This is a genomic window from Nocardioides sp. Leaf374 (assembly GCF_916862475.1).
GTDB lineage: Bacteria > Actinomycetota > Actinomycetes > Propionibacteriales > Nocardioidaceae > Nocardioides > Nocardioides kribbensis.
The window spans coordinates 79,557-104,541 of record NZ_CAKASO010000006.1 but is presented as its reverse complement, the minus strand read 5'-3'; the positions used below and the strand labels follow the sequence as shown (position 1 = coordinate 104,541).

The 24,985-nt window shown below is 76.0% G+C and carries 30 protein-coding genes; 13 read left to right on the top strand and 17 right to left on the bottom strand.

Going from position 1 to position 24,985, the window contains the following annotated elements; translation table 11 throughout:
* Window positions 1–3 precede the first annotated feature (3 nt).
* Genes rpsN through rpmB form a run of 3 tightly spaced genes read right to left on the bottom strand, consistent with a single transcriptional unit; the run spans window position 4 to window position 714 of the window.
* Window positions 4–309: a 30S ribosomal protein S14 gene (gene rpsN, locus LPA27_RS04740; protein WP_228941692.1), complete on the bottom strand. Its 306-nt coding sequence runs from the start codon at window positions 307–309 to the stop codon at window positions 4–6.
* 1 nt (window position 310) lies between these two features.
* A complete protein-coding gene (gene rpmG / locus LPA27_RS04735) occupies window positions 311–478 on the bottom strand; it encodes a 50S ribosomal protein L33 (RefSeq protein ID WP_056863273.1) in 168 nt (55 codons plus the stop codon).
* Window positions 478–714: a 50S ribosomal protein L28 gene (rpmB, locus tag LPA27_RS04730; RefSeq protein ID WP_228941691.1), complete on the bottom strand. Its 237-nt coding sequence runs from the start codon at window positions 712–714 to the stop codon at window positions 478–480. The genes rpmG and rpmB overlap by 1 nt, the downstream gene beginning before the upstream one ends.
* Window positions 715–778: 64 nt before the next feature.
* On the opposite strand from rpmB, the gene LPA27_RS04725 reads away from it, so the two are divergent.
* From LPA27_RS04725 to ykgO, 4 genes are read left to right on the top strand one after another with little or no spacing between them, the layout of a single operon-like run.
* Window positions 779–1,057 (top strand): type B 50S ribosomal protein L31, encoded by a 279-nt coding sequence (locus tag LPA27_RS04725; RefSeq protein ID WP_228941690.1) that lies wholly within the window; start codon window positions 779–781, stop codon window positions 1,055–1,057.
* A complete protein-coding gene (locus LPA27_RS04720; RefSeq protein WP_228941689.1) occupies window positions 1,054–2,127 on the top strand; it encodes a CobW family GTP-binding protein in 1,074 nt (357 codons plus the stop codon). Before LPA27_RS04725 ends, LPA27_RS04720 begins: the two co-directional genes overlap by 4 nt.
* A complete protein-coding gene (gene rpmF / locus LPA27_RS04715) occupies window positions 2,127–2,345 on the top strand; it encodes a 50S ribosomal protein L32 (protein ID WP_056863269.1) in 219 nt (72 codons plus the stop codon). The genes LPA27_RS04720 and rpmF overlap by 1 nt, the downstream gene beginning before the upstream one ends.
* A complete protein-coding gene (gene ykgO / locus LPA27_RS04710; RefSeq protein ID WP_056863268.1) occupies window positions 2,342–2,464 on the top strand; it encodes a type B 50S ribosomal protein L36 in 123 nt (40 codons plus the stop codon). Before rpmF ends, ykgO begins: the two co-directional genes overlap by 4 nt.
* On the opposite strand, the gene LPA27_RS04705 is transcribed toward ykgO, so the two are convergent.
* On the bottom strand, window positions 2,445–3,260 hold the full coding sequence (locus LPA27_RS04705) for an enoyl-CoA hydratase/isomerase family protein (protein WP_228941688.1): 816 nt from the start codon (window positions 3,258–3,260) through the stop codon (window positions 2,445–2,447). The two genes, ykgO and LPA27_RS04705, sit on opposite strands and share 20 nt — an antisense overlap.
* 215 nt (window positions 3,261–3,475) lie before the next feature.
* Here LPA27_RS04705 and LPA27_RS04700 point away from each other — a divergent pair, with 215 nt between their 5' ends.
* Both LPA27_RS04700 and LPA27_RS04695 read left to right on the top strand, forming a co-directional pair.
* On the top strand, window positions 3,476–4,477 hold the full coding sequence (locus tag LPA27_RS04700) for an ATP-binding cassette domain-containing protein (protein ID WP_228941687.1): 1,002 nt from the start codon (window positions 3,476–3,478) through the stop codon (window positions 4,475–4,477).
* A complete protein-coding gene (locus tag LPA27_RS04695) occupies window positions 4,474–5,277 on the top strand; it encodes an ABC transporter permease (RefSeq protein ID WP_056863265.1) in 804 nt (267 codons plus the stop codon). The genes LPA27_RS04700 and LPA27_RS04695 overlap by 4 nt, the downstream gene beginning before the upstream one ends.
* Before the next feature lie 167 nt (window positions 5,278–5,444).
* Here LPA27_RS04695 and LPA27_RS04690 read toward each other — a convergent pair whose 3' ends face one another.
* Together LPA27_RS04690 and LPA27_RS04685 are read right to left on the bottom strand one after the other, a co-directional pair.
* Complete coding sequence (locus LPA27_RS04690; RefSeq protein ID WP_228941686.1) at window positions 5,445–5,957, bottom strand: ribonuclease H family protein; 513 nt, start codon at window positions 5,955–5,957, stop codon at window positions 5,445–5,447.
* Between the two features lie 303 nt (window positions 5,958–6,260).
* Window positions 6,261–6,932, bottom strand: a complete 672-nt coding sequence (locus LPA27_RS04685) for a helix-turn-helix transcriptional regulator (RefSeq protein WP_056863264.1) — start codon at window positions 6,930–6,932, stop codon at window positions 6,261–6,263.
* Window positions 6,933–7,106: 174 nt separating this feature from the next.
* Here LPA27_RS04685 and LPA27_RS04680 point away from each other — a divergent pair, with 174 nt between their 5' ends.
* Window positions 7,107–7,778, top strand: a complete 672-nt coding sequence (locus tag LPA27_RS04680) for a TetR/AcrR family transcriptional regulator (protein ID WP_228941685.1) — start codon at window positions 7,107–7,109, stop codon at window positions 7,776–7,778.
* Here the strand turns inward: LPA27_RS04680 and LPA27_RS04675 are convergent.
* Window positions 7,763–8,812, bottom strand: a complete 1,050-nt coding sequence (locus LPA27_RS04675) for an NAD(P)/FAD-dependent oxidoreductase (protein WP_228941684.1) — start codon at window positions 8,810–8,812, stop codon at window positions 7,763–7,765. The genes LPA27_RS04680 and LPA27_RS04675 overlap by 16 nt on opposite strands.
* 74 nt (window positions 8,813–8,886) lie before the next feature.
* Between LPA27_RS04675 and LPA27_RS19220 the strand changes: the two genes are divergently transcribed.
* A complete protein-coding gene (locus LPA27_RS19220) occupies window positions 8,887–9,015 on the top strand; it encodes a hypothetical protein (RefSeq protein WP_267477179.1) in 129 nt (42 codons plus the stop codon).
* A gap of 96 nt (window positions 9,016–9,111) precedes the next feature.
* Window positions 9,112–10,461, top strand: a complete 1,350-nt coding sequence (locus LPA27_RS04670; protein WP_228941683.1) for an FAD/NAD(P)-binding protein — start codon at window positions 9,112–9,114, stop codon at window positions 10,459–10,461.
* Between the two features lie 7 nt (window positions 10,462–10,468).
* On the opposite strand, the gene LPA27_RS04665 is transcribed toward LPA27_RS04670, so the two are convergent.
* Window positions 10,469–10,756 (bottom strand): DUF1330 domain-containing protein, encoded by a 288-nt coding sequence (locus LPA27_RS04665; protein ID WP_056863260.1) that lies wholly within the window; start codon window positions 10,754–10,756, stop codon window positions 10,469–10,471.
* A gap of 58 nt (window positions 10,757–10,814) precedes the next feature.
* Between LPA27_RS04665 and LPA27_RS04660 the strand changes: the two genes are divergently transcribed.
* Window positions 10,815–11,417, top strand: coding sequence for a flavin reductase family protein (locus LPA27_RS04660; RefSeq protein WP_056863259.1), 603 nt, complete (start codon window positions 10,815–10,817; stop codon window positions 11,415–11,417).
* 25 nt (window positions 11,418–11,442) lie between these two features.
* Here the strand turns inward: LPA27_RS04660 and LPA27_RS04655 are convergent, their stop codons facing one another.
* Entirely contained in the window at window positions 11,443–12,048 is a 606-nt protein-coding gene (locus LPA27_RS04655) for a helix-turn-helix transcriptional regulator (RefSeq protein ID WP_228941682.1), read from the bottom strand.
* Between the two features lie 146 nt (window positions 12,049–12,194).
* Between LPA27_RS04655 and LPA27_RS04650 the strand changes: the two genes are divergently transcribed.
* A complete protein-coding gene (locus tag LPA27_RS04650; protein ID WP_228941681.1) occupies window positions 12,195–13,040 on the top strand; it encodes a Cof-type HAD-IIB family hydrolase in 846 nt (281 codons plus the stop codon).
* Between the two features lie 27 nt (window positions 13,041–13,067).
* Here LPA27_RS04650 and LPA27_RS04645 read toward each other — a convergent pair whose 3' ends face one another.
* On the bottom strand, window positions 13,068–13,898 hold the full coding sequence (locus LPA27_RS04645) for an ABC transporter permease (protein WP_228941680.1): 831 nt from the start codon (window positions 13,896–13,898) through the stop codon (window positions 13,068–13,070).
* Complete coding sequence (locus tag LPA27_RS04640) at window positions 13,895–16,702, bottom strand: alpha/beta fold hydrolase (protein ID WP_228941679.1); 2,808 nt, start codon at window positions 16,700–16,702, stop codon at window positions 13,895–13,897. The genes LPA27_RS04645 and LPA27_RS04640 overlap by 4 nt, the downstream gene beginning before the upstream one ends.
* 47 nt (window positions 16,703–16,749) lie before the next feature.
* Here LPA27_RS04640 and LPA27_RS04635 point away from each other — a divergent pair, with 47 nt between their 5' ends.
* Complete coding sequence (locus tag LPA27_RS04635) at window positions 16,750–17,949, top strand: zinc-binding dehydrogenase (RefSeq protein WP_228941678.1); 1,200 nt, start codon at window positions 16,750–16,752, stop codon at window positions 17,947–17,949.
* Here the strand turns inward: LPA27_RS04635 and LPA27_RS04630 are convergent.
* The 5 genes from LPA27_RS04630 to LPA27_RS04610 form a co-directional block, all read right to left on the bottom strand.
* Entirely contained in the window at window positions 17,946–18,665 is a 720-nt protein-coding gene (locus LPA27_RS04630; RefSeq protein ID WP_162242265.1) for a GAF and ANTAR domain-containing protein, read from the bottom strand. The two genes, LPA27_RS04635 and LPA27_RS04630, sit on opposite strands and share 4 nt — an antisense overlap.
* Before the next feature lie 147 nt (window positions 18,666–18,812).
* Complete coding sequence (locus LPA27_RS04625; RefSeq protein ID WP_228941677.1) at window positions 18,813–19,991, bottom strand: alcohol dehydrogenase catalytic domain-containing protein; 1,179 nt, start codon at window positions 19,989–19,991, stop codon at window positions 18,813–18,815.
* Window positions 19,988–20,809: a glycosyltransferase gene (locus LPA27_RS04620; RefSeq protein ID WP_228941676.1), complete on the bottom strand. Its 822-nt coding sequence runs from the start codon at window positions 20,807–20,809 to the stop codon at window positions 19,988–19,990. The genes LPA27_RS04625 and LPA27_RS04620 overlap by 4 nt, the downstream gene beginning before the upstream one ends.
* A gap of 10 nt (window positions 20,810–20,819) precedes the next feature.
* Window positions 20,820–22,166, bottom strand: a complete 1,347-nt coding sequence (locus tag LPA27_RS04615; RefSeq protein WP_056863245.1) for a PIG-L family deacetylase — start codon at window positions 22,164–22,166, stop codon at window positions 20,820–20,822.
* Window positions 22,160–23,236, bottom strand: coding sequence for a hypothetical protein (locus tag LPA27_RS04610; protein ID WP_056863244.1), 1,077 nt, complete (start codon window positions 23,234–23,236; stop codon window positions 22,160–22,162). The genes LPA27_RS04615 and LPA27_RS04610 overlap by 7 nt, the downstream gene beginning before the upstream one ends.
* A gap of 225 nt (window positions 23,237–23,461) precedes the next feature.
* Here LPA27_RS04610 and LPA27_RS04605 point away from each other — a divergent pair, with 225 nt between their 5' ends.
* On the top strand, window positions 23,462–24,286 hold the full coding sequence (locus LPA27_RS04605; protein WP_056863243.1) for a sigma-70 family RNA polymerase sigma factor: 825 nt from the start codon (window positions 23,462–23,464) through the stop codon (window positions 24,284–24,286).
* 26 nt (window positions 24,287–24,312) lie between these two features.
* Here LPA27_RS04605 and LPA27_RS04600 read toward each other — a convergent pair whose 3' ends face one another.
* Window positions 24,313–24,924, bottom strand: a complete 612-nt coding sequence (locus tag LPA27_RS04600) for a hypothetical protein (RefSeq protein WP_228941675.1) — start codon at window positions 24,922–24,924, stop codon at window positions 24,313–24,315.
* Between the last annotated feature and the right edge of the window lie 61 nt (window positions 24,925–24,985).

Below are 24,985 nucleotides of genomic sequence, written 5' to 3'. Positions count from 1 at the left end.
GGGTCACCAGCTGGACGTGGTGATCCCCGGCAGCTCGCCGCGGAGGGCCAGCGCCCGGAAGGTGATCCGCGAGACCCCCGCCTTGCGCAGGTAGCCACGCGGGCGACCGTCGACCTGGTCGCGGTTGCGCACGCGCACCGGGCAGGAGTCGCGCGGCAGGCGCGAGAGGGCGCGCACGGCGTCGGCCAGCTCCGCGGAGCCCGGCTCGGCCCGGCGCACCCGCTCCTTGAGGGCGGCGCGCCTCCCGGCGTACCGCTCGACGGTGCGCCGGCGGCGGGCGTCGGCGGCGATCTTCGCGGTCGTGGCCACCTCAGCGCTCCTCGCGGAAGGCCACGTGACGGCGCACGCGGGGGTCGTACTTGCTCAGCTCGAGCCGGTCGGGGTCGTTGCGCCGGTTCTTGCGGGTGACGTAGGTGTAGCCGGTGCCCGCGGTGGAGCGGAGCTTGACGACCGGGCGGATGTCGCTGCCGCGCGCCATCAGAGCCTCCCGCCCCGGCGCTGGATGTCGGCGACGACCGACTCGATGCCGCGCGCGTCGACGACCTTGATGCCGCGCGCGCTGAGCCCCAGCGTGACGGTGCGGCCCAGGCTCGGCACCCGGTAGCGCTTCTTCTGGACGTTGACGTCGAAGCGCCGGTTGGTGCGTCGGTGCGAGTGCGACACGTGGTGGCCGAAGCCGGGCTGTCGCCCGGTGACCTGGCAGGTGCGGGACACGGGTCCTCCTGATGATGGGTTAGGATGAGAACGATTCTCATTCTAACCACCTCAGGAGGTCCCGTTGAGACCCGGCATCCACCCGACCTACGACCTGGTCGCCTTCCGTGACCGCTCCACCGGCGACGTCGTGCTCACGCGCTCGACGCTGGTCGAGCGCGCAGCGGGCGAGGGCGGCACCGTCGAGGTCGACGGCGCGACCTACCCCGTGGTCGACGTCGACGTGAGCAGCGCCAGCCACCCCTTCTGGACCGGCAAGGGGCGCGTGCTCGACAGCGAGGGCCGTGTCGAGGCCTTCCAGCGCCGCTACGGCGCTCGCGCCGGAGGGGGGCGGTCGTCGTGAGGACACCCGTCGTCCTGGTCACGGGCGTCTCTCCCGACGCGATGGACGCGACCCTGGTGAGCCTGCAGTGGGACCTGCCGCAGGCCGTCGCCGTGCGCCACCACATCGACGTCGAGCGGCAGCTGCTGACCCGGGTGGTCAGCGACGTCACCGGCGTGCTCGACCGCGCCGAGGTCGACCTCGAGCACGCCTGCGTGAGCTGCGCGCTGCGCGAGGACGTCGTGCCGACCATCGAGCGGCTGGCCCGCGACGGGCGCTGGGGCACCGTCGTCGCGCACCTGCCGGTCGGTGCCGACGCCGCGCAGGTGTGCCACGTGCTGACCTGGGACGCCCGCCTGGCCCGCCACCTGCGCGTCGCCGGGGTCGTGACCGCCGTCGCCGGCCCCACCGTGGTCGACGACCTGCTCGGCGACGCACTGATGGCCGAGCGCGGCGTCGCGACGTCCCACGAGGACGAGCGCGGCGTCGGCGAGGTCGCCTCGGGCATGGTCGAGCACGCCGACGTCGTCGTGGTCACCGGCGAGCGCGAGCCCGCGGGCCTGGCCCTGCTGCGCACGCTGGCCCGGCCGGGCGCCCGCGTCGTCGCAGGCCCCGAGCTGCTCGACGGCGCGCTGGTCGCGGACGGGCTGCACGACCACGCCGCGACCACCGCCTGGGCCTCGCCCTACCGCACCCAGGACGTGCCCTCCCCCGACGTTCCCGACGTGTGGCAGGTCGACCTGCGCTCCGACCGTGCCTTCCACCCCGACCGACTGCTGGAGGGCCTCGAGGACCTCGGCAGCGGGCGCCACCGCTCGCGCGGCTGCTTCTGGCTGCCCACCCGCCCCGGGCGAGCGCTGGAGTGGGACGGCGCCGGCGGCCAGCTCAGCATCGGCGCCGGCGAGTCGTGGGGCCGTCGCCCCGCGCAGACCCGCCTGGTGCTCACCGGCGTCGGCGCGCGGCCCGACCACCTCGAGGAGGCCTTCGAGGCCCTGCTGATGACCACCGCCGAGGAGGCCTCCGGGCAGTCGTGGCGGCGCCCGGTCGACGGCTTCGAGCCGTGGCTGGGCCCCGTGAGGGAGATCGCCTGATGGCCGTGCCGAAGCGCCGCACCTCGCGCAGCAACACCCGTCACCGCCGCTCGCAGTGGAAGGCGACCCCTCCCGCCCTCGTGCCGGTCACGGTCGCTGGCGAGGAGCACCTCGTGCCCCGGCGCCTGCTCCGCGCGGTCGAGCGCGGCTTGGTCGACCCCGCCACCGGCGCCCCCACCCGCGCCCGCGCCCGCACCCCGGGAGGAGGTGACCGATGAAGGTCCGCAACTCGCTGCGCTCGCTGAAGCAGCAGCCCGGGTCGCAGGTCGTCCGCCGCCGCGGCCGCACCTACGTGATCAACAAGCAGAACCCCCGCCTCAAGGCGCGCCAGGGCTGAGCCGCTCCGGCGCCTGGCGACCCTCGAAGGTCGGGCGCTGCTTGGCCAGGAACGACGCCACCGCGCCGGCGTGGTCGGCCGTGGCGCCGAGGCGCACCTGCGCGGCCGCCTCGGCCGCGAGGGTCTCGGCCAGCGGTCGGCCCGCGGCGGCGTCGGCGAGCAGCCGCTTGGACTCGGCGTACGCCGCCGTGGGGCCGGCCGCCAGCCGCCGCGCCAGGGCGGTCGCCTCCTCGAGCAGCGCGTCGGGCTCGACGACGCGGCCGCCCAGGCCCCAGGCCACGGCCTCGTCGGGCCCGAAGGGCTGGGCCAGCAGCACGAGCTCGCGGGCGCGCTGCTCGCCGACCGCGCGCACGAGCGTGGTCGACAGGCCCGAGTCGCAGGTCAGGCCGATCCCGGAGAAGGCCGTGCCGAGGCGGGCCGTGGTACTCCACAGCCGCAGGTCGCAGGCCAGGGCCAGCCCCAGGCCCGCCCCGACGCAGGGGCCGGCCACGGCCGCCACGACCGGCTTGGGCATGGTGGCCAGCGCGGTCACGACCGGGTTGTAGTGCTCGGTGACGGTGTCGAAGGCCGGACCCTCGGCCAGCGCGGCGGCGTGCTCGGCGAGGTCCTGGCCGACGCAGAAGGCCTCCGGGCCACCGGTGAGCACCACGGCCCTGACCCCCTCGTCGGCGGCGACCTCGCCCAGCGCCTCGCGCAGCGCGACCTTGAGCGCGAGGTCGAGGGCGTTGCGCTGGGCGGGCCGGTCGAGCACGACGGTCGCGACGGCGCCGTCGCGCTCCAGGCGCAGGGGGTGCATGGCGGGCTCCTCGGTGGTGGGTCCACGACCGTCCGGTCGGTGGCCGGCGGCCGGCCGACGACGCTGCCACGCCGTACGGCTCGGCGCAACGCGGACCGGTCGCCGACCGGTCCCCGGCCGGGCCGTCAATCCGCTGGCGACTGTCGGTGCCGCGCGCGATGATTCTCGGCGTCGACCCGGGTCCACCTCGCGTCGGCACCCGAGGAGAGGACCCCATGGACGAGATGATCCGCGCCACCGGCCTGGTGAAGCGCTACAAGGAGGTCGAGGCCCTGCGCGGGCTCGACCTCTCCGTGCCGGAGGGCACCGTGCTGGCGCTGCTCGGGCCCAACGGCGCCGGCAAGACCACCGCGGTGCGCGTCCTGGCCACGCTGCTCAAGCCCGACGGCGGCAGCGCGCAGATCGCGGGCGTCGACGTGCTCGCCGACCCCGAGGGCGTGCGCTCGCGCATCGGCCTGTCGGGTCAGTACGCCGCGGTCGACGAGCACCTCACGGGCTACGAGAACCTCGAGATGGTCGGCCGGCTCTACGGCCTGGGTCGCGCCCGCGCCCGCACCCGTGCGCGCGAGCTGCTCGAGCGCTTCGACCTCGCCGACGCCGGCGACCGGCCCTCGAAGACCTACTCCGGCGGCATGCGCCGCCGCCTCGACCTGGCCGGCGCCCTCGTCGCCGAGCCGCCCGTGCTCATCCTCGACGAGCCGACCACCGGGCTCGACCCCCGCAGCCGGCAGCAGATGTGGGACGTCATCCGCGAGCTGGTCGCCTCCGGCGCCACCCTGCTGCTGACGACGCAGTACCTCGAGGAGGCCGACCGCCTCGCCGACGACATCGTCGTCATCGACCACGGCAACGCCATCGCCCGCGGCACGGCCGACGAGCTCAAGGCCCAGACCGGCGGGGAGCGGATCGAGATCGTGCTGCGCGACGCCGCCGACCGCGAGACGGCCCAGCGGGTGCTCGAGCGGGTCGCCGTCGGCGGCGTCTCGGTCGGCGACAACGGTCGGGCCCTCACCGCGGCCGTCGACCGCGGCGCGTCCGCGCTGCTGGAGGTGCTGCGCGACTTCGAGGAGCACCGCGTGGAGGTGCTCGACGTCGGGCTGCGCCGGCCCACCCTCGACGACGTCTTCCTGACCCTCACCGGTCACGCCACCTCGGCCACGCCCGGCTCGCCGGCCGCGACCGACGACTCCCCGACCCCCACGGAGGCCCTCCGATGAGCACCATGACGCGCGCCGCCACCGACGGCTGGGTGGTCGCCAAGCGCAACCTGATCAAGATCAAGCGGGTGCCCGAGGTGCTCGTCTTCGTGCTGATCTCGCCGATCATGTTCGTGCTGCTCTTCGCCTACGTCTTCGGCGGCGCCATCTCCCCCGAGGGCGTGGACTACAAGGAGTTCCTGGTGCCGGGCATCTTCGCCCAGACCGTGGTCTTCGGCGCCACGTTCACCGGCGCCGGCCTGGCCGAGGACATGCAGAAGGGCATCATCGACCGCTTCCGCTCGCTGCCGATGTCGTCGTCGGCGGTGCTCGTGGGCCGCACGACCTCCGACGTCGTCTACAACGTGCTGTCGGTGGTCATCATGTCGCTGACCGGCCTGCTCGTGGGCTGGCGCATCCGCGACGGGGTCGTCGACGCGCTGCTCGCCTTTGGCCTGCTGCTGCTCTTCGCCTACGCGATCAGCTGGGTGATGGCCTGGGTCGGCCTGCTCGTGCCGAGCGTCGAGGTCATCAACAACGCCTCGTTCATCGTCATCATGCCGCTGACCTTCGTCTCCAACGCCTTCGTGCCCACCGAGAGCTTCGGCTCGGTGCTGCGCACGGTGGTCGAGTGGAACCCCGTGTCGACGCTGACCCAGGCCGTGCGCGAGCTCTTCGGCAACGTGCCGGCCACCGCCCCGCCCCAGGAGGCCTGGTCGATGCAGCACCCGGCCCTCTACACGCTGCTGTGGGTCCTGCTGATCCTGGTCGTCTTCGTGCCGCTCTCGGTGCGGCAGTACCGCCTCTCGACCAGCAAGTAGCGCCGTCGGGCCGGCCCTCGCGCGCCAGCGCCGCCGTACGATCCGCCGGCCCCAGCCCCAACCGGCACCACCCGTCACACCGGTCGGCCCGGACCCGCACCTGTCGGCCGACGCGTGGGCCGACAGGTGCGGGTTTCGCCAGCCAGCCGGTGAAACCCGCACCGCGGTCAGCCCTTGCTGGCCGCCACCGCGAGCCGGTCGACGAAGTCGTTCATCGGGTGGCCCGAGTGGCCCTTGACCCAGTGGAAGACGACGTCGCCGCGGGCCTCCACCGCGTCGACCAGCGGCTCCCACAGGTCGCGGTTGGCGACAGGCTTGCGGGCGGTGTTGGTCCAGCCGCGCTGGCGCCACCCCTTCCACCAGGCGTCGCGGAAGCAGTGGACGACGTAGGTCGAGTCGCTGACCACGACCAGCGGGCCCTCCAGGGCCAGCACGGCCTCGAGGGCGGCGCGGATCTCCATGCGCTGGTTGGTGCTGGGCCGTTCGGCGCCCGAGGCGTGCACCGCGGTGTCGAGGGCCCACGCCCACCCGCCCGGTCCGGGGTTGCCCGAGCAGGCCCCGTCGGTGAACACCTGGCGAGCGCCGGGCGGCGCGACCATGGCGGGCTTGGCGGGACGCCGGGCGCGGGCGGAGGACGGGCGGGAGGACGAGCGGGAGGACGAGCGGGAGGTGGTCGGCACGCCGGACACCCTGACACACCCCCCGGAAATGGTTTCGGGCGGCGGATCCGATGGATCCGCCGCCCGAAGCGCGTCTGTGGGTAGGCACCCCCTGAGCGCTACTCGTCTTGCGTGTCACCCGGTGCTGGTGAGAAGTCACCCGCGGTGGTGAAGATGAAGACAAGAGAAATATAACCCGACATCGGCCTCCGCACGAGCCCTCCCGGCACTTTCACCCCTGGGGGTGAGAGTAAAGGCGCGCCGCCCCTGGGGGCGCGGGCCACGAGGGGACCACGGTGGTCTGGTCCGCCCCGCGGAGCTTGGTCAGGCCACGTGGTCGGGCGAGGTCGACACCCCGCCCAGACCGTTCTGCATGCCCCAGGCCACCGCCTGGGGCCGCCGGGTGACGTCGATCTTGCGGTAGGCGCCACGCACGTAGGTCTTCACCGAGTTGATCGAGAGGTAGAGCTTCTTGCCGATCTCGACGTTGGTGTAGCCCTGCACGATCAGGGCGAGGATCTCGGCCTCCCGCGGAGTCAGCGAGAGCGCGGCGGTGGCGCTGTTGCCGCTGAGCGCGCCGTGGGGGGTGCGGTCGACCGGCCGGTGCTGACCGGCGGCGCCGGGCTGGCCGGGGCGCCCGGGCTGCTGGCGGTGGATGCGCTCGAGACCCGTGACCAGGTCGGCCGCGGGGAGGGCCTTGGAGAGCCGGCCGGGCGAGGCGGCGCCGGCGAGGTGCTGGGCCTGGTCGCGCCAGGTGAAGACCACGGCGCGGGCGCCGCCGACGTGCACGAGGCGCTGCAGGCTCTCGTGGTCGCTCTCGCGCAGGCCGACGGGCTCGTAGAGCACGACGTCGACCGAGCGCGGGTCGGCGAGGGCGTCGGCGAGGTCGACCAGCACGATGCGGTCGGAGTAGGGCTGGAGCAGGTGACGGACGCCCGGGGCGACGACGGCGTAGTCGTCGACGAGGGTGGCGCGGATGGGCGTGGAGACGATCACGGGCTCGAACCTACTGCCTGGAGTTTGCGCAGGTCAGCACCGCCCACGCGGCCCTCACCCATCTGAATGAGGTCCAGGATGACATATGGATGACACATCACGCACATCGTGCGTACGCCGTAAGCCTGTGCGACCTCTCCGAACGGACGGGTCCGCCGGTCCATACTGGGCCCGATGAGCGCGGCGGAGCACGAGCAGGCGGTGGCGCGCCGACGGGCGCGCACCCGGGGCCAGCTCGTCACGGCCGGGCGCTCGCTGGTGGCCGAGCGAGGGGTCTCCGGGCTGCGCGTGCAGGAGATCACCGAGCGCGCCGGCGTGGCCCTGGGGTCCTTCTACAACCACTTCGGCTCCAAGGACGACCTCGTCGCCACCATCGCCGCCGAGACGATGGCCGAGCTGGTGGCCTCCGCCGTGCACGGGCCCGACGACCCCGACACCGCCGATCCCGGCACCGCGGGCGAGGACCCTGCCGTCACCGCCGCGCGGGTCGTGCGCCGGGTGGTGCGGCTGCCCCTGGTCGACCCGGGGTTCGCGCGCCTGCTGGTCCACCTCAACCACGCCGACACCCCCGTCAACGGCTCGATGGCGCCCTACGCCCGTCGGCTGCTCGTCCACGGCATCGCGGCCGGCCGCTTCCGCTCACCCGACCCCGAGTCGACCGTCACCCACGTCGTGGGGGGTGCGGTCGCGATGATGCGACGCACCCTGGCCGGCGAGCGCGGCGAGGACGACGCCGTCACCGGGCTCGACCCGGAGGCGCTGCACGTGGCTGTGATGCTCCAGACGGTCGGCCTCGACCTCGACGACGCCCTCGCCGTCGCCGCCGGGGCTCAGCGCGAGGACTGATCCGGCAGGCGCAGCAGCGCCTCGGCCAGGGCGGTGCCGGAGAGCCACGCGCCCTCCACCTTCGACTGCGGCCCCCACCCGTCGCCGCAGACGCCGACCAGACCGCCCGGCACCTCCGCGAGCAGGCACGGCTCGGCCCGCTCCCCGGTCGGCTTGGCCAGCGACCAGCGGTGCACCAGCGTCGAGGCCGGCTCCGGGAGGTCGAGCAGTCGGCGCAGCGCCGCGACGAGCACCGGCCCGGCCGCAGCCGGGTCGTCGAGGTGCCGGGCGGCGAGCGCGGGCGTCGAGTGGGCGACCAGCACCGGGGCGTCGTCGCCGCGCCGGCGCCCGTCGTCGGCGATCCAGGCCACGTCGTCGTCGCCGTTGACGAAGGCGCCGTCGAAGGCGCCACCCGGGGCCGCGGAGTCCCAGGCGCGCTCGGGCCAACGGGCCACCAGCGCGATCACCGGCTCGGAGGGCCGGGTCAGCCGCGCTGCCACCGCGCCGTGGTCGCCCCCGAGCAGACGAGCCGCCTGCTCGTCGGGCATGGCCAGCACGACCGCGCCGGCCGGCGCGAGGTCGACCCCGTCGGCCACCACCCGCAGACCGTCGTCGCCCGACTCCACGCGCTCCACGGCGCCGCGGCGTACGTCGAGACCCTCGGCCAGGGCCTCGACCAGGCTGCGCATGCCGCCGGGGGTGCCCCAGCGCACCGGCCCCTCCTTGACGCTCGGGTCGGCGCCGGGCTCGAGCACCGAGAAGGTGTCGGTCCAGCGGTGGGCGAGACCCGCCACGCGCCAGGCCTCCACGACCTCGGCGAAGCGGCGGTCGGAGACGGTGAGGTAGGACGCCCCGGTGTCGACCGGCCGCCCCTCCAGGCGCTTGCTGGCCATGCGCCCGCCGATGCGGTGGCCGCGGTCGACGACCACGACCTCGCGCCCGGCGTCGTGGAGCGCGCGGGCGCAGGCGACGCCGGACAACCCGCCCCCCACCACGACGACGGGGCCCGCGACCGGGGTCGACGGGGCGGTCGGGTGGGTGGCAGCGGTGCTCATCACCCCACCCTGCTCCCCGACCGCGGCGCGCCCCTCACCCGCGAGGACCCGATCGGGAGCGCGGGCGTGCCAGGGTGGGTCCGTCGCGCACCGCCGCGCGGCACCCGAGCCCAGGAGCCCTCGTGAAGATCCTCGTCGTCCTCGTCGTCGTCGCCGCTGTCGCGTTCGCCGTGCTGTACCTGCTGCCCCGCATGCGTCGCTGACCCGGCGCTGACCCGGCGGGGCCCCTCGCGCCGAAACCCTCGTAAGTCGAGTAATCGAGTAGGGTTGAGGGTGAACGACCTACGAGGAGGCCCCCCATGCCCACCACGATCTCCGTCGTCGGCGGCGGCGCCAGCGGCGCCCTGACCGCCGCCCACCTGCTGCGCCGCGCCACCGACCCCGACCTGCGGGTCGTGCTCCACGAGCCCGCCCCCGTGCCGGCGCGTGGCGTGGCCTACCGCACCACCGACCGGCGCCACCTCCTCAACGTGCGCAGCCGCGACATGAGCGCGCTGCCCGACGAGCCGGGCCACCTCGTGGCCTGGGCCGAGCGCACCGGCCGGCCGAGCGACCCCGTGGGCTTCCTGCCGCGCGCGACCTGGGCCCACTACCTCACCGACGTGCTCGAGGAGAGCCGCCGCTCCTCGGTGGCCACCCTCGAGGTGCGCCGCGAGAGCGTCGTCGACGTCGCCCCCGCCAGCGGCGGGCGCTTCCTCGTGCGCGGCCGCGACGCCACCACCGAGGCCGACCGGGCGGTGCTGGCCTACGGCAACCTCGAGCCGCGCCCGCTGCGCACCGAGCAGGGCGCGGTGCCCGACGCGCCCTGGCACGTCGGCTCGGCGTGGGACGCCGCCGCCCTCGCCGCGCTGCCCCGGGACGCCACCGTCGTGCTGGTGGGCAGCGGGCTCACCGCGGTCGACGCCGCCCTGAGCCTGCTCGGCGACCACCCGGCGCGCCGGGTGGTGATGCTGAGCCGCACGGGCCTGCTGCCCCACTCCCACCTACCGTCGCCGTGCTCGACGAGCTGGGCCACCCCGATGCCGAGCGGCCCGCTCACCGCCGACGGCCTGGCCGCCCACGTGGTCGGCCAGATCGCGCGCGCCCGCCACCACGGCGTCTGTTGGCGCTCGGTCGTCGACGGCCTGCGCGGGGCGACCCAGCGCACCTGGACCCGCCTCGAGGGCTCCGAGCGGCGCTGCTTCCTCAGCCGCCACGCCCGGCACTGGGAGGTGCTGCGCCACCGCATGGCGCCCGGTGTGGCCGCGCGCATCAGGGGCTACGTCGACGCCGGGCGGCTGCAGGTCGTCGGCGGCGGGCTGGCCGGTGTCGAGGACCTCGGCACGCGGTGCCGGGTCACGCCCGGGGGTGGCGGCGAGTCCGTGGTCGCCGACGCGGTCGTCAACTGCACCGGCCCCACCACCGACCTCGACGCCACCACCTCGCCTCTGCTGGCCTCGCTGCGGCGGCGAGGTCTGGTCGTGGGCGACCCGCTCGGCCTCGGCGTGCGCTGCACGCCCGAGGGTGCGGTGCTGCGCGCCGACGGCGACCTCGTGCCGGGGCTCCACGTCGTCGGCCCGCCCCGCAAGGGTGCGCTGTGGGAGACCACCGCGGTGCCCGAGATCCGCTCACAGGCCGCCGAGCTGGCCGACCTGCTCCTGGCCGGCTGAGCGGGGGTCAGGCCCCGGGCACGATCCGCAGGTCGCGCACGGCGCCGTCGCCGAGCGCGGCGAGGGCCTCCTGGTAGGCCGGGGTGTCGTGCGCGGCGACGGCCGCCTCCACCGACTCGAACTCCACGAGCACCGAGCGCTGCTCGCGCCCGGCCTCGTAGACCTTCGCGGGCAGGCCGCGGGCCAGGAAGCGGCCGCCGGCGCCGACGATGGCGGGGCCGGCGAGCTCGGCGTAGGCCGCGAGCTTCTCGGGGTCGGTGATCTCGAGGTAGGTGCTGATCCAGTAGGCAGGCATGACCCCATGGTGGCGCACCGCCCCCCGCGGGCGTGGCCGCCCCTGGCAGGCTGGACGCGTGCGCACCGACTTCGACCCCCGCAGCGACGACACCAACACCTACGCCCTGCTGTCGTCCCTGGTCGTGCCCCGGCCCATCGCCTGGGTCGCCTCCCGCTCCGCCGACGGCGTCGGCAACCTGGCGCCCCACTCCTTCTTCACCGTCGTCTGCGCCGACCCGCCGGTGGTGGCCTTCGCCTCGATCGGCGACAAGGACACCCTGCGCAACGTCGTGGCGACCGGCGAGTTCACCGTCAGCGTGGCCACGCTGCCGCTGATGGACCAGGTCAACGACAGCAGCGCCCGCTTCGCCCCCGACCAGGACGAGGCCGCCGAGCTCGGCGTCGAGATGCGCCCGAGCACCGTCGTCGGCCCGCCCGCGGTCGCGGCCTCGCCCGCGGCGATCGAGTGCCGCCTGCACTCCACCGTCGACCTCGGGTCCTCGACCCTCGTGCTGGGCGAGGTCGTGTGGATCAGCGTCGAGGACGACGTCGTGGTCGACGGCCTGCCGTCCTACGACCGGATGCAGCCGGTCTCGCGCCTCGGCGGCCCCGACTGGGGCCTGCCCGGCCCCACGCGCGCCGTACGCCGCCCGGGCGACCCCTCCGAGATCGCCCGCTGACCCCCGGGCCGCTTCCCGCGCCGGCTCAGTCCGAGAGGCGGGAGCAGCCGTGCTCCACGCCCCACAGCACGGCCTGCGAACGGCTGGTCACGCCCATCTTGAGGTAGGCCGAGCGGATGTAGGTCTTCACCGAGTTGATGCTGAGGTAGAGCCGCCGGCTGATCTCGGCGTTGGACAGCCCGTCGCAGATCAGGCAGACGATCTCGTGCTCGCGCCCCGACAGGGCGCCGGGGAGCGGGGCCGGGTCGGCGCCGCCGGCAGCCGGCTCGTCGCGGCGCCGGGCCAGCCGCTCGACGGCGGCGACCAGCTCGGCCGGGTCGACCGAGACGGGCAGCACCTCGTCGGCCCCGAGCGAGCGCGCCCGGCGCAGGCCCCAGGGGCTGGTGTCGAAGCTCAGGGCGATCGACGGGCAGCTCAGGACCGCGTCGGCTTCCCGGTCGTCCAGCGAGGACGGCTCGAAGATGGCCACGTCGGGCGGGCGGGGCGAGACCGCGGGGGCCAGCGCGACCCGGCAGGCGTGGCGGCGCACGACGGTGTCGAGGCCGATGCGCAGCAGCGGGGGCAGCGCCACGGGGGCGAGCAGCACCGGCGCGACACGGTGCCCGGAAGCCGGGGAAGCCGGGGAAGCCATGGGGGACTCCGACCAGAGCGACTGCCGGGAGGGGTCGTGGTTGGGCCCCGGGCGGTCGGGACCACCCTAGCCAGAGGGGCGCCGGGGGCCCAGGGTCGCACGGCCCCGCCCGCCGGCCGAGCCGACCCGGCTGGGACCCTGGTGGCGTGAGCACCGCTGTCGCCGACCCGACCTCCCCGCTGCCCGAGGGCGCCGACGTGCGCCTGGTCGTCGTCGACATGGACGGCACCCTGCTCGACGGCAAGGGCCGGATCCCCGAGGACCTGTGGCCGCTGCTGGAGGCGATGCGCGAGCGCGGCGTCGTCTTCTCCCCCGCGAGCGGGCGGCAGTACGCCACGCTGGCGCGCCAGTTCGACCGGGCGCGCGAGGGCATGGTCTTCATCGCCGAGAACGGCAGCTACGTCGTGCGCGACGAGGCCGAGATCAGCTCCACCACCCTCGCGCCCGACGTCGTCGCGCGCCTCGTGCGCCGGGGCCGCGACCTCACCGCGCAGGGCCACGACCTGGGCATGGTGGTCTGCGGCAAGCGCGCGGCCTACGTCGAGCGCACCGACCGGGCCTTCCTCGACCACGTCGACCCCTACTACGCCTCCCTGGTCGAGCTCGACGACCTCGACACCGTCGAGGACGACGTGGTGAAGGTGGCCGTCTTCAGCTTCGCCGACCCCCAGGAGGGCACCGCGCCCGCGCTGGCCGACTTCGGCGAGACCCACCAGGTGGTCGTCTCCGGCGCCCACTGGGTCGACGTGATGCACCCCCGGGTCGACAAGGGCGTGGCCGTGCGCCGGCTCCAGGAGGAGCTCGGGGTCTCCGCCGAGCAGACGGTCGCCTTCGGCGACTACCTCAACGACCTGGAGATGCTCGACGCCGCGGGCCTGTCCTTCGCCATGGACAACGCCCACCCCGAGGTGCTGGCCCGGGCGCGCTACCGCGCCCCCTCCCACCTCGACCACGGCGTGATCACCACGCTGCGCCGCCTGCTCGGGCTCTGAGCCGGCGCTGCCGCCGGGCGGGGGCGCCTAGCTGAGCACGTCCTTGCGCTGGAAGAGCACGAAGGCCGCGGTGAGCAGCACCACCGAGTAGCCGATCGACCACAGCGCGCCGCTGGCCATGCCCGACCACTCCACGTCGCGCTGCAGGGCCTCGGCCCAGGCGAACTGCTCGTGGGTCGGCAGCGCCTCGCGCAGCCGCCCGAGCGGGCTGATGGTGTCGAGGATGTTGGAGACGATGGTGATCAGCACGGCACCGCCCACGGCCCCGAGCGGGGCGTCGGTGAGCACCCCGATGAGGACGGCCAGCGAGGAGACGAAGAGCAGGCTGACGAAGAGGTAGCCCACCGCGACCGCCAGGCGCAGCCCCGTCTCGGCCCAGGTCAGCTGCTCACCGGTGGGGCCCTGGTAGGCCTCGGTGCCGTAGGCGACCAGCCCCACCAGCATCGACCAGGCCGGCAGCAGCACGAGCGCGACCAGCGTGGTGGCCAGCGCGACGGTGAGCTTGACCCGCAGCAGCCGCCCCCGCGGCACCGGCGCGGCCAGCAGGTAGCGCAGCGTCGACCAGCTCGCCTCCGACGGCACGGCATCGCCGGCGAAGAGCGCCACCAGCACGACGAGCAGGAAGCCGGCCGAGGCGAACATCGCGAAGACCGCCAGGTTGGCCGGCCCCACCTGGGCCAGGTCGACGAACGACGTGCCGCCCTCGCTGTCGTCGGAGCCCAGCGCGAAGGCGCCCACCAGCAGCAGCGGCAGCACGACCAGGAACCCGAACGACAGCCGCGTACGCCGTCGCCGCAGCTGGCGCCGGACCTCCGCGCGCAGCGGCAGCGGACGGTGCGGGGTGGTCTGGTGGCTCATCGGCGTGCCTCCCCGGCGTCGGCGACCTGGGCGGGCTGGCCCTCGCCGACCAGGCTCATGAAGACCTCCTCGAGGTGGCGGCGCCCGTCGACGGCGGCGACGGGCACCCCCGCCTCGACCAGCCGCGCGACGAGCACGGGGCGCGAGGCGGTGCCGACGACGCGCACGCGTCCGTCGGGCTCGACGGCGGCCTGCTCGACGCCGCCGGGGCCACCGGGACCCGTGAGCGCCTCGACGGCGCGGGCCGGGTCGCCCTCGACGGTGACGAGGGTGGAGCCCGAGCGGTCGACGAGGTCGGCGACGGCACCCTCGAGCACCACCCGGCCGCGGTGCATGACCACGACGTGGCTGCAGGTCTGCTCGACCTCGGAGAGCAGGTGGCTGGAGACCACGACGGTGCGGCCCCCGGTGGCGTAGCGGGCCAGCACGCCGCGCAGGTTGCGGATCTGCGGCGGGTCGAGGCCGTTGGTGGGCTCGTCGAGCAGCAGCAGCTCGGGCAGGCCGAGCATGGCCTGGGCGATGCCCAGGCGCTGGCGCATGCCCTGGCTGTAGGAGCGCACGGGCCGCTCGGCGGCGACCCCGAGGTCGGCGATGGCCAGCGTCTCCTCGAGGTGCGCGGCGGCGGGGTCGTTGCCGGTGGCGGCCCAGTAGGCCAGCAGGTTGTCGCGACCCGAGAGGTGCGGCAGGAAGCCGGGGCCCTCGATGAGGGCGCCGACCCGCGCCAGCACCGGGGCGCCCGCGGTGACGCGGTGGCCGAGCACGTGCACGCTGCCGCCGTCGGCGCGGATCAGGCCGACGAGCATGCGCATGGTGGTGGTCTTGCCGGCGCCGTTGGGCCCCAGCAGGCCGACGACCTGGCCGCGCTCGGCGCGCCAGGAGGTGCCGTCGACGGCACGGAAGCCGTTGCTGTACTGCTTCACCAGCCCGTCGACGGCCAGCGGCACGTCGGCCAGCTCCGCGACCACGGGCGCCTCGCGGCGCCGCCGGCCGGCCAGCAGCGCCAGCGCGGCCGCCCCGAGCAGCAGCAGGCCCACCGCCACCACCAGCGGCGTGGGCGCCAGCCCGCCGGTGCCGGCCGTGCGCTCCGCGTCGACGCTCGGCACGACGACGCCGTCGCCGGCCAGCGACACGACGTAGGTGCGGCGGTCCTGGGGCACGGCGTAGGCCGCGTCGGTGCTGGAGACCACCACGCGCAGCGACTGCCCGGCCTCGACGCGGTAGGCCGACGTCGGCAGGGCCACCTCGACCTCGCGCGGGCGCCCCGGCGTGAGGCCCTCGAGGCGCACGGGCGAGACCAGCTGGCGCGGCAGGGTCGCGGCGCCGTCGGCCGAGACCACCCAGGCCGAGGCGAAGAGGGTGGCGTCGGTGGTCGAGGAGACCACCGAGAGCCGCACCCGCGGGCTGCCCACGACGGTGAGCGGCTCGTCGAGGGCCGGGGTGTCGAAGACCGCCGACTCCCCCGGCAGGGCCCCGAGCGCGTAGCCGGCGCCGGTCGACCCGGCGGCGCCCAGCAGCGGCCCGGTGCCGGGCAGCGACGTCAGCGCCGCGGGCTGCCCGCCGGGCGGCGAGAGCAGCGGCTGCGGGCCGTCGCCACGAGCGCCTGCCAGCGGGAGGGTGGTCGTGGTCTCCTCGCCGTACGCCGGGGCCGTGAGCTGCTCGGCCTCCTCCTCGCCGAAGGGCGAGGCCGGCAGCGAGAGGTCGAAGGCCTCGCCGGGGTCGGGCCCGCCGCGCAGGTGGTGGTCGAACCACGCCAGCGCCGGGTCGACCAGGTCGTCGGCCGACAGCGCCGTGCCGGAGGCGTCGTGGCCGCCGTCGATCCAGCGCACCGCGACCGGCGTGCCCCCGGCGGCGAGGCCGCGGGCGGTGGCGTCGGCCTGGTCGAGGCCGAAGAGGGAGTCCTGGAGGCCCTGCACGAGCAGCGTCGGCGCGGCGATCCGGTCGAGCACCGGCGCCGGGGAGGAGCGGCGCAGCAGCCGCAGGACCGCCTCGTCGGGTCGGCCCGTGGTGGCGGCCTCGTCGTAGAGCCGGCAGACCCGGGGGGCGAAGCGCCCGCACTGCGGGTCGACGCCCGGGGCCGCGGAGGCGGCCGAGGGGTCGAGACCCGCGGCCAGGCCGGATGCGAAGAAGAGCGAGGCCCAGCGCTGCTTGAGCACGCCGGGAGCGGTCGAGTCGTCCGCGGCGCTGCCGGAGAGCGCGCGCTGCGGGAAGAGCCCCTGCGACAGGTCGTGCCAGGTGATGGCGGGCACGATCGCGTCGACGCGGTCGTCGTAGGCCGCGGCCATCAGCGCCAGCGCCCCGCCGTAGGAGCCGCCGGCGATGCCGGCGCGGGGGTCGCCGGGGGCGTCGAGCAGCACGTCGTCGCGCTCGGCGAGCAGGTCGAGCAGCCGCGAGGCGTCGGCGACCTCGTAGTCCGGGGAGTCGAGGTGGATCAGGCCGCCGGAGTCGCCGAAGCCGCGCGCGGTCCAGGTCAGCACGACGTAGCCCTCGGCGGCCACCGAGCGGGCCTGGGCGGCGAGGTCGTCCTTGCTGCCGCCGAAGCCGTGGGCCAGCAGCACCGCGGCGCGGCGGCCCTCGTCGTCGGCGCCCGGGGCGCCCTCCTCGGGCGCGAAGACCGACACGTCGAGGGAGACCCGCTCCCCCGAGGGCTCCGGCCCCACCGCCACCTCGAGCTCCTGCTCGTCGACCGCGACGGCGTCCTCGCCGCCCAGGCCGGTCACCGCGGCCGTGCCCGCGCCGGCCACGACGAGCGCGGCGACGACGGCCGCGGCGAGGGCGGCCCGGCGGGGTCGAGCGGGCCGACGCATGCTGCATTCTTACCGCCACCGGCAAGGCGCGCCGCTAGTCTCCCCGGATGCGCGCCGTGACCTGCACCGACGGCGAGCTCGCCGTCGTCGACCTGCCCGACCCCGAGCCCGGACCCGGCCAGCTGCTCCTCGACGTGCGGCGCTGCGGCATCTGCGGCTCCGACCTGCACGCGCGCCACCACGGCGACGACCTCGCCGACGTGCTCGACCTCGTCGGCTACCCCCGCTTCATGCGCTCGGGCCAGCCCGGCGTCTTCGGCCACGAGCTGCTCGGCGAGGTCGCCGACCACGGCCCCCGCACCCGCGGTCGGCTGCGGCCCGGCACGCCCGTCGTCGCCGTGCCGCTGCTGCGGCGCGGCCGCGAGGTCGACGGGATCGGCCTGTCCCTCGCCGCCCCGGGCGCCTACGCCGAGCAGGTGGTGGTGCAGGAGTCGCTGGCGCTGCCGGTGCCCAACGGGCTCGACGCCGACGTCGCGGCGCTGACCGAGCCGATGGCCGTGGCCTGGCACGCCGTGGCCCGCGGGCAGGTGCGCCGGCGCGACACCGCCGTCGTGCTGGGCTGCGGCCCGGTCGGCCTCGCGGTCGTCACGGTGCTCAAGGCCCGCGGGGTGCGCCACGTCGTGGCCAGCGACCCCTCCCCCGGGCGGCGCGCCCTCGCCACCGCGTGCGGCGCCGACGTCGTGGTCGACCCGGCCGTGGCGTCGCCGTACGACACGGCGGTGCAGCGCGGCGCCTTCGCGACCCTGCCGGCCGCCTACAACGCCGCGATCGACGCCGTCGAGGGCCTGAGCCGGCTGCCGGTCGGCTGGTGGCACGGCTGGCGCGCGGCAGAGCGGGTCGGCGCCGCCACGCCGAAGGCGCCCGTGGTCTTCGAGTGCGTGGGCGTGCCCGGCATGCTCGACGGTGTGCTCGCCGGGGCCCCGCTCTTCTCCCGGGTGGTCGTGGTCGGCGTCTGCATGGGCCCCGACACGCTGCGCCCCTCGCTGGCGGTCAACAAGGAGCTCGACCTGCGCTTCGTGGTGGGCTACACGCCGCTGGAGTTCCGCGACACCCTGCACGCGCTGGGCGAGGGCGACCTCGACCCCTCGCCCATGCTCACCGGCCGGGTCGGCCTCGACGGCGTCGCCGGGGCCTTCGAGGCGCTGGGCGACCCCGAGCGCCACGCCAAGGTCCTCATCGACCCGTCCCTGGCCGGCACGCAGGTGCACGAGGTGGCCGGGGCGGGCGGCGCGGGCACGGGAGCCTAGGCGCCCGCGGGCTCCGGCTCCCCGGCCTCGGTCGCGCCGCGGCCGAAGCGCGCCTCGTGGTCGGCCACGACCGAGGCGGCGACGTCGCGCAGCTTGGTCTCGGTGCTGGCCGACATGCGGGTCAGGTAGGCGAACGCCGTCGGCTCGTCGATCTCGAGGCGGTGCATGAGCAGTCCCAGCGCGATCCCGATGACCTTCCGGCTGGTCAGGGCGGCGCTGAGGTTGCCGATCCGCTCGGCGTGACCCATCGCCAGCGCCGCGTGGGAGGCGAAGAGCTCGCTCATCTGCACGGTCTCGTCGGAGAGGGTGTCGGAGGAGAAGGAGTAGAGGTTGAGCGCGCCGAAGGTGCGGGCGTCGGAGTTGAGCCGCACCCCGAGCTGCGAGCGCAGCCCGAGCCGCACGGCGCCGGGGATGAAGGCCGGCCAGCGCTGCTCGTGACGGGCGTGCTCGACGCGCACGACGCCGTCGGACTCCAGGGCCTGCAGGCAGGGGCCCTGACCGGTGTCGTACTGGAGCTGGTCGAGCTCCACGACGACCTGGTCGGTCCACGCGCGGGTCTCGATGCGCCCACCACGGTGCGCGACGCTGATGCCCACGTGGTCGATGCCCGGCGTGGACTCGCAGGCCACCTCCGCGATCGTCGCGAGGGCGGCGTCGAGGTCCTGGGGCTGCTTGAGATCGGCGGAGGCCTGGGCGAGGGCTGCGGCGATGTCCATGTGGGCCAGCATGCGGTTCCGTCCGGGCGTGCGCCACCCCGGACGTCGAGATCCGCGTGGGGGCGCAGGGGACGGGGTCGCTGTTGGGCCCCGATCGAGCGAGCCGAATGCTAGCAACCCACCTCGACCGGGGCCCACCGGGTCGCCCTAGGGGTGGAACACCACCTTGACCATGCCGTCGGCCTTATCGCGGAACGAGCGGTACGCAGCCGGCGCCTCCTCCAGCGGCAGGTGGTGCGTGGCGAAGGTGTCCACGCCCAGCGGGTCGTCGTCGACGAGCAGCGGCAGCAGGTCGTCGGTCCAGCGCCTGACGTTGGCCTGGCCCATGCGCAGCTGGATCTGCTTGTCGAAGAGCGTCAGCAGCGGCATCGGGCTGGCGGCCCCGCCGTAGACGCCCGAGATCGAGACGGTGCCACCGCGGCGCACCGCGTCGATGGCGCTGGTGAGCGCGTCGAGCCGGTCGATGCCGACCCGCTTCATCAGCGGCCTGGCGAGCGCGTCGGGGAGCAGCCCGACGCCCTTGACGACCTTCTCGGCCACGGGGTTGCCGTGGGCCTCCATGCCGACCGCGTCGATGACCGCGTCGGCACCACGGCCCGCGGTGCGGTCGCGCACCTCGGTGGCCAGGTCGTCGACCCTGTCGATGTCGATGGTCTCCGCGCCCCGGCCGTGCACGCGCGCCAGCCGCTCGGGCACCCGGTCGGCGACGATCACGCGGTGGCCCTCGTGCAGGGCGATCCGCGCGGCCATGTCGCCGATGGGGCCGGCGCCGACCACGAGCAGCACCCCGTCGGGGGCGAGGTCGGCGTACCGCACGGCCTGGTAGGCGGTGGGCAGCACGTCGGAGAGGAAGAGGAACCGGTCGTCGGCGGGGCCCTGGGGCACCGTGACGGGCAGGAAGTCGGCGAACTGCACGCGCAGGTACTCCGCCTGTCCGCCCGGCACCTGCCCGTAGAGCTTGCTGTAGCCCAGGAAGCTCGCGCCGGTGCCCTGGTCGCGGTTCTGGGTGGTCTCGCACTGGCTGTGCAGGCCCTGGGTGCACATCCAGCAGGTGCCGCAGCAGATGTTGAAGGGCACGACGACACGGTCGCCGACCTTCAGGTCGCGGACCTCGGGGCCGACCTCCTCCACGACGCCCATCGGCTCGTGGCCCACGACGTCGCCGGGTGTCATGAAGGGGGCGAGCGGCTCGTAGAGGTGCAGGTCGGAGCCGCACAGCCCGGTGCTCGTCACCCGGATGACCGCGTCGGTGGGGTCGACGATGGTCGGGTCGGGCACGTCCTCGACGCGCATGTCGCGCACGCCCTGCCAGGTCACGGCCCTCATCGCACGCCTCCCTCGGTGCGGGCGGGTGCGGGGGTGCGGGGGACGGGACTCGTCATGGTGCCTCCTGGGTCGTCCGGTGGAGCGGTCACGACCCGGTTCCCCGTCGCGCCGGACGCATGCGGGGCCGGCCCGTGCAGCCGCGACTCGAGGTCGCGCAGGAAGCCCGCGAAGCCGCCCGGCGTGCGACCCCGGCGCCGCCCCGACGTCGTCACCCGCGGCCCGCCGACGGGCACGACGCCCCCCGCCCGCAGCGCGTCGACGAGCGCGGAGTCCTCGTGCTCGGCGGCGTCGGGGAAGCCCCCGGCGGCGAGGTAGGCGTCGAGGCGCACGCCGAGGTTGGCGCCGTGGACGTGGTCGCCGGGCTCGGGCGAGGTGTGGTGGGCGCGCCAGGCCCGGGCCAGGTGCTCCTCGACGTCGCGGGGGTCGGGCACGACCCGCCCCAGCACGAGCCGGGCGCCGTGCTCGGCCAGCCGCACCTGGGCGGCGAGCCAGTCGGCGGGCACGACCGTGTCGCCGTCCGTCGTGGCGACCCAGGTGGCGGCCGGCGGGGCGCCCAGCAGGGCCGCGCCGTGCCGTACCCCGGCGGCCCGGGCCGCGCCCACCCGGCCGGCGTCGAGGGCGACCGTGCGCACGCCGTGGGACCGTGCCACCTCGGCGGAGGCGTCGGTGCAGCGGTCGAGCACCACCAGCGTCAGCAGGCTCAGGGCCGGACGGGCCACGGCCAGCAGGGCCGAGGCCGCGGCGAGCGCCTCCAGGCAGCCGGGCAGCAGCTCCTCCTCGTCGTGCACCGGCACCACGACCAGGAGCGCGTCGAGCACCGTGCCCGCCTCAGGCACGAGGGTCGGGCAGCAGGTCGGTGGGGCCGATCACGAGGATCTCGACGTCGCGGTCGACCCAGGTGCCGAGCACCTCTCCCAGCCCCGCCGCGGCGACGACGCGATGGACGTCGGGGCCGTCGAGCACCCACCCCTCGACGCGGTGGCGCCAGTGGCACAGCACCAGGACGCCGTCGTCGGTGAGGCAGGCCCGCACCCGCTCGACCAGCCCCTCGAGGTCACGGGGGCTCAGGAAGTAGCCGGTCTCGGAGAGCACGACGAGGTCGAAGTCGCCCTCGGGCCACTCCCCCGGCACGACGGCGGCCTCGAGCCGCACGCCGTCCAGAAGCGCCAGGCGGTCGCGCGCGTGGCCCAGCGCCGCCGGGCTCGCGTCGAGCGCGACGAGCTCGCGGCAGCGCGGGGCCAGCTCGGCGGTGAGCGCCCCGGTCGAGCAGCCCACCTCCAGCCCCCGCAGGAAGGAGGCGCGGGGCAGCGCGGCCAGCAGCAGGGACCGCTTGCGCTGCTCGTACCACCGCCGGTCGGTGCCCCACGGGTCGGCGTCGCGGCGGTGCACCTGCTCGAGCGCCTCGTCGGTGGCGCCGGCCTCCACGAAGAGCTCCTCGGCGCCGGTGAAGTGGGCCAGGAAGCCGGGCGCCAGCAGCGCCTCGTCGCCGGGCGCGGCGGACAGCGGGGCGACCTGGCTGCGGTGGGCGGCCATCGCCCGGGCCTTGGCCTCCCGGGCCACCGGGGAGGGCCGCACGGCCCGCAGGTCGGACCAGGGCGCCAGGTCGGGCCGGCCCCAGTGCCAGAACCACACGGGGTACTCCAGCAGGCGGGCACCGGTGCGCACCACCGCCGCGGCGGCGGCCCGCCCGGCGGCCTCGTGGTCGGGGTGCTGGTCCCCGCGCCACGGGGCGACGACCACCGTGTCGCGGCCGTCGCCGACCAGCCCGACCAGGGCGGCGACCACCTCGTCCTCGTGCGCGGCCACGGCGCCGTCGGGCAGGCCCAGCAGCCACGGGGTCGAGCCCGGCGCCAGGGCGTCGACCGCGGCGCGGACCTCCTCGCGCCGCAGCCCCGCCAGCTCGGCGGGGGTGTGGGTGGGCGAGTCGGGGTGGCTGGCCTCGCCGTCGGTGAGCACGACGACCCGCACCTCCACCCCGCGGGCGTGGGCCTCCGCCACCAGCGCTCCCGCCCCCAGCGTCTCGTCGTCGGGGTGGGCCGCGACGACCACCAGCACCGAGCCCGGTGCCGGGCCGAGCAGGCGGGCCGGGTCGAGCGCGCGCACCTGGCGGCGCCGCGGGTGGCAGCGCCACGACGGCGCCTCGGTGCCGGGGGCGTCGTGGGCGAAGGTCACCACGCCGTCGCCCCGTCCGCGCTCGTGCTCGGGGCCAGCAGCTCCCGGCCGAGGGCGGCCTGGTCGCGCTCGCCGTGGTGCTGGCGCACGTAGAGCCCCAGGTCGGCGACGCGCCGCGCGTGGCGGTGCTCGTGGGCCAGCGGGCCGGGCCCCAGGGCCCGGGCGACCCGCCCCGTCACCTCCTCCACGGCGTCGGCCACCACCTGGCGCGCCCGCAACGCGGCCAGCGCACCGCTCCCACCGGCGGCGCAGCCGGTGTCGACGTCGGTGGCGGCCTCGACGAGCACCGCCCGGGCCGCGGCCAGCGCCGCGTCCACCGCCCCGAGGTGCACCAGCGCCACCTGGTCGGGCTCGCGGCGAGCGCACTGCTCGCGCAGCCGCCGCGCGACCGCGACGGCCCCGCCGTACCAGACCGCGGCGACGCCGATGCCGCCCCAGCCGAAGCCGGCGCGCTCGAGGTACCAGCCCGGCCCGCCGACCTCGCGGGCCGGCACCCCGTCGAGCACGACGGTCGAGGTGACGGCCTCGGCCAGACCGAGCGAGGACCACGGTCCGTCCTCGACGAGCACGCCGGGATCGGCGAGCCGCACCGCGAAGAGCCCGCGGCGCTCCTCGTCGACCCAGGCGGTCACCAGGGCGTGGGAGACCTCGCGCGCCAGGGAGCACCAGGGCTTGCGGCCCGTCAGCCGGACCCCGCCGGTGGCCGGGTCGGGCACCGCCCGCAGCCGCGCTCCTGGTCCCTCGGCGGCCCAGACGCCCCACGAGGGCCTCCCCTCGTCCTCCTCCAGCAGGTCGTCGACGCCCGCGGCGGCCGGGCCGGCCTCGGCCAGCACCGCGACCGCGTCGAGGTGCGGCTCCAGCGCCCGCGCGGCGGTGAGGTCCTGGGCGGCCACCGTGGCCAGCACCTCCCAGCGCCGCAGCGTCTCCCCCGACCCCGGCAGCGGCACGTCGTCCTCGACCTCCAGCGCGAGGCGCACCATCGCCGCGACCCCCGCGTCGGCCACGTCGTACGCCGCGCGCGCCAGGTCGACCAGCGGGCGGGTGCCGGCGGCGTGCCCGCGGCTGAGCAGCACCGGCTCCGGCGCGGGCGACGCCGCGGGCGGGCCCGACCCCGGGAGGACGGACGGGCGCGGGGACAGGTGCCGGACGGGGTGCATGGGCCCCGGTTCCCCCCGCCCGCCCGGTCATGCACCGCACCCCTGCGGGTGGCGTCGCCGCCCGGCCCGCGTGGCTAGCGTCGGTGACCGGGCCCCGCTGGAAACACCGGCGATCCACCCCGCACGCCGAAGGACCCGGTCATGCCCCCGACCTCCCTTCCCGACCCGGCCGACCCCACCCGCACCGCCCGCGTGCCCCGCGCCGAGCGCTCGCGGCGCACGGCGGAGCTGGTCGCGCGCAGCGTGGCCGGCGACCCCGAGGCCCGCCGCGAGGCGCTCGACGAGGTCGTCGTGCTCAACCGCGGCGTGGCCGAGGCCGTCGCCGCGCGCTACCGCGGGCGCGGGGTGGCCGACGACGACCTCGTGCAGGTCGCCTACGAGGGCCTGGTCAAGGCCGTGCGCCGCTTCGACCCGGCGGCCTCGGAGGACCTGCTCACCTTCGCGGTGCCGACGATCCGCGGCGAGGTGCTGCGCCACTTCCGCGACCTGGGCTGGGCCGTGCGGCCGCCGCGACGGGTCCAGGACCTGCAGCGCGCCCTCGAGCAGCAGGGCACCGCGCTGGCCCAGCGGCTGGGCCGTGAGCCGAGCACCGCGGAGCTGGCCGCGGCGTGCCGGGCCACGGAGCAGGAGGTCGACGAGGCCAGGGCGGCGCGCGGCTGCTTCCGGCCGACCTCCCTCGACCTGCCCGTCGGTGACGGGGGCGCCGGCGGCGACGGGGGCGCCACGCTGGGCTCGCTCCTGCCCGACGACTCCGACGACGGGCTGGCCGGGGCCGAGGCCCGGGCCGACCTGGGTCCTGTCGTGCGCACCCTCGACGCCCGGGACCGCCGTGTGCTGGCCCTGCGCTTCGTGATGGGCCGCAGCCAGCGGGAGATCGGCGAGGAGCTCGGGGTAAGCCAGGTGCAGGTGTCGCGACAGCTCAGCCGGATCCTCGGCACGCTGCGCCACGACCTCGGCGCGGCCTGAGCGCCGGGCCGGTGGTGCGCGCCCGGTCAGGCCCCACCGGCGAACCCCGAGGCCGCCGTCCAGGTCAGCCCGGTGCCCTCGGGCCCGTCCCACGTCACGAGCGGCCCGTCGGCGGCGGGCTCGATGGTCATGGCCTGCCAGCCGTCGAAGCCGAGGGTGGAGTCGACGTCCCACGTCGTCAGGTCGCCGGTGGCGGCCAGGGCCAGAGAGTCGCTGGGCGGGTCCCCGTCGTAGCAGTAGAGCCCGAAGTCGGCGATGACGGCGACCACGCCGTCCTCCTCGGTGACCTCGATGCCCTGGCAGGGGTCGGGCTCCTCGGAGCGGTGCAGCACCACGGGCGAGGTCCAGGCGCCCTCCCGCGGGGAGTAGTGCTGCTCCAGCAGCCGGTCGCCCGAGGCGGAGTACCACAGCCTGACCTTGCGCCCGTCGGGCAGCGAGACCTGGGCCTCGTAGTCCTCCCGGAAGGCGTCGTCGAAGGTCTCGGTGGACGGGGCGTCGTCGTAGACCGAGGTGTCGCGCGCGGGGTCGTAGGCCGTGGCCGGTCCCTCGGGGTCCCCACCGCCACCGCCTCCGTCGCACCCGACCAGCGGCAGCAGCAGCACGAGGGCCGCGAGCACGAGCGGTCGACGACCGGTCACGGCTGCCTCCTCCTGGGTGGCTCGGGCACTGCGGGGAGGCTACCCCCGGACCCCGGGTGTG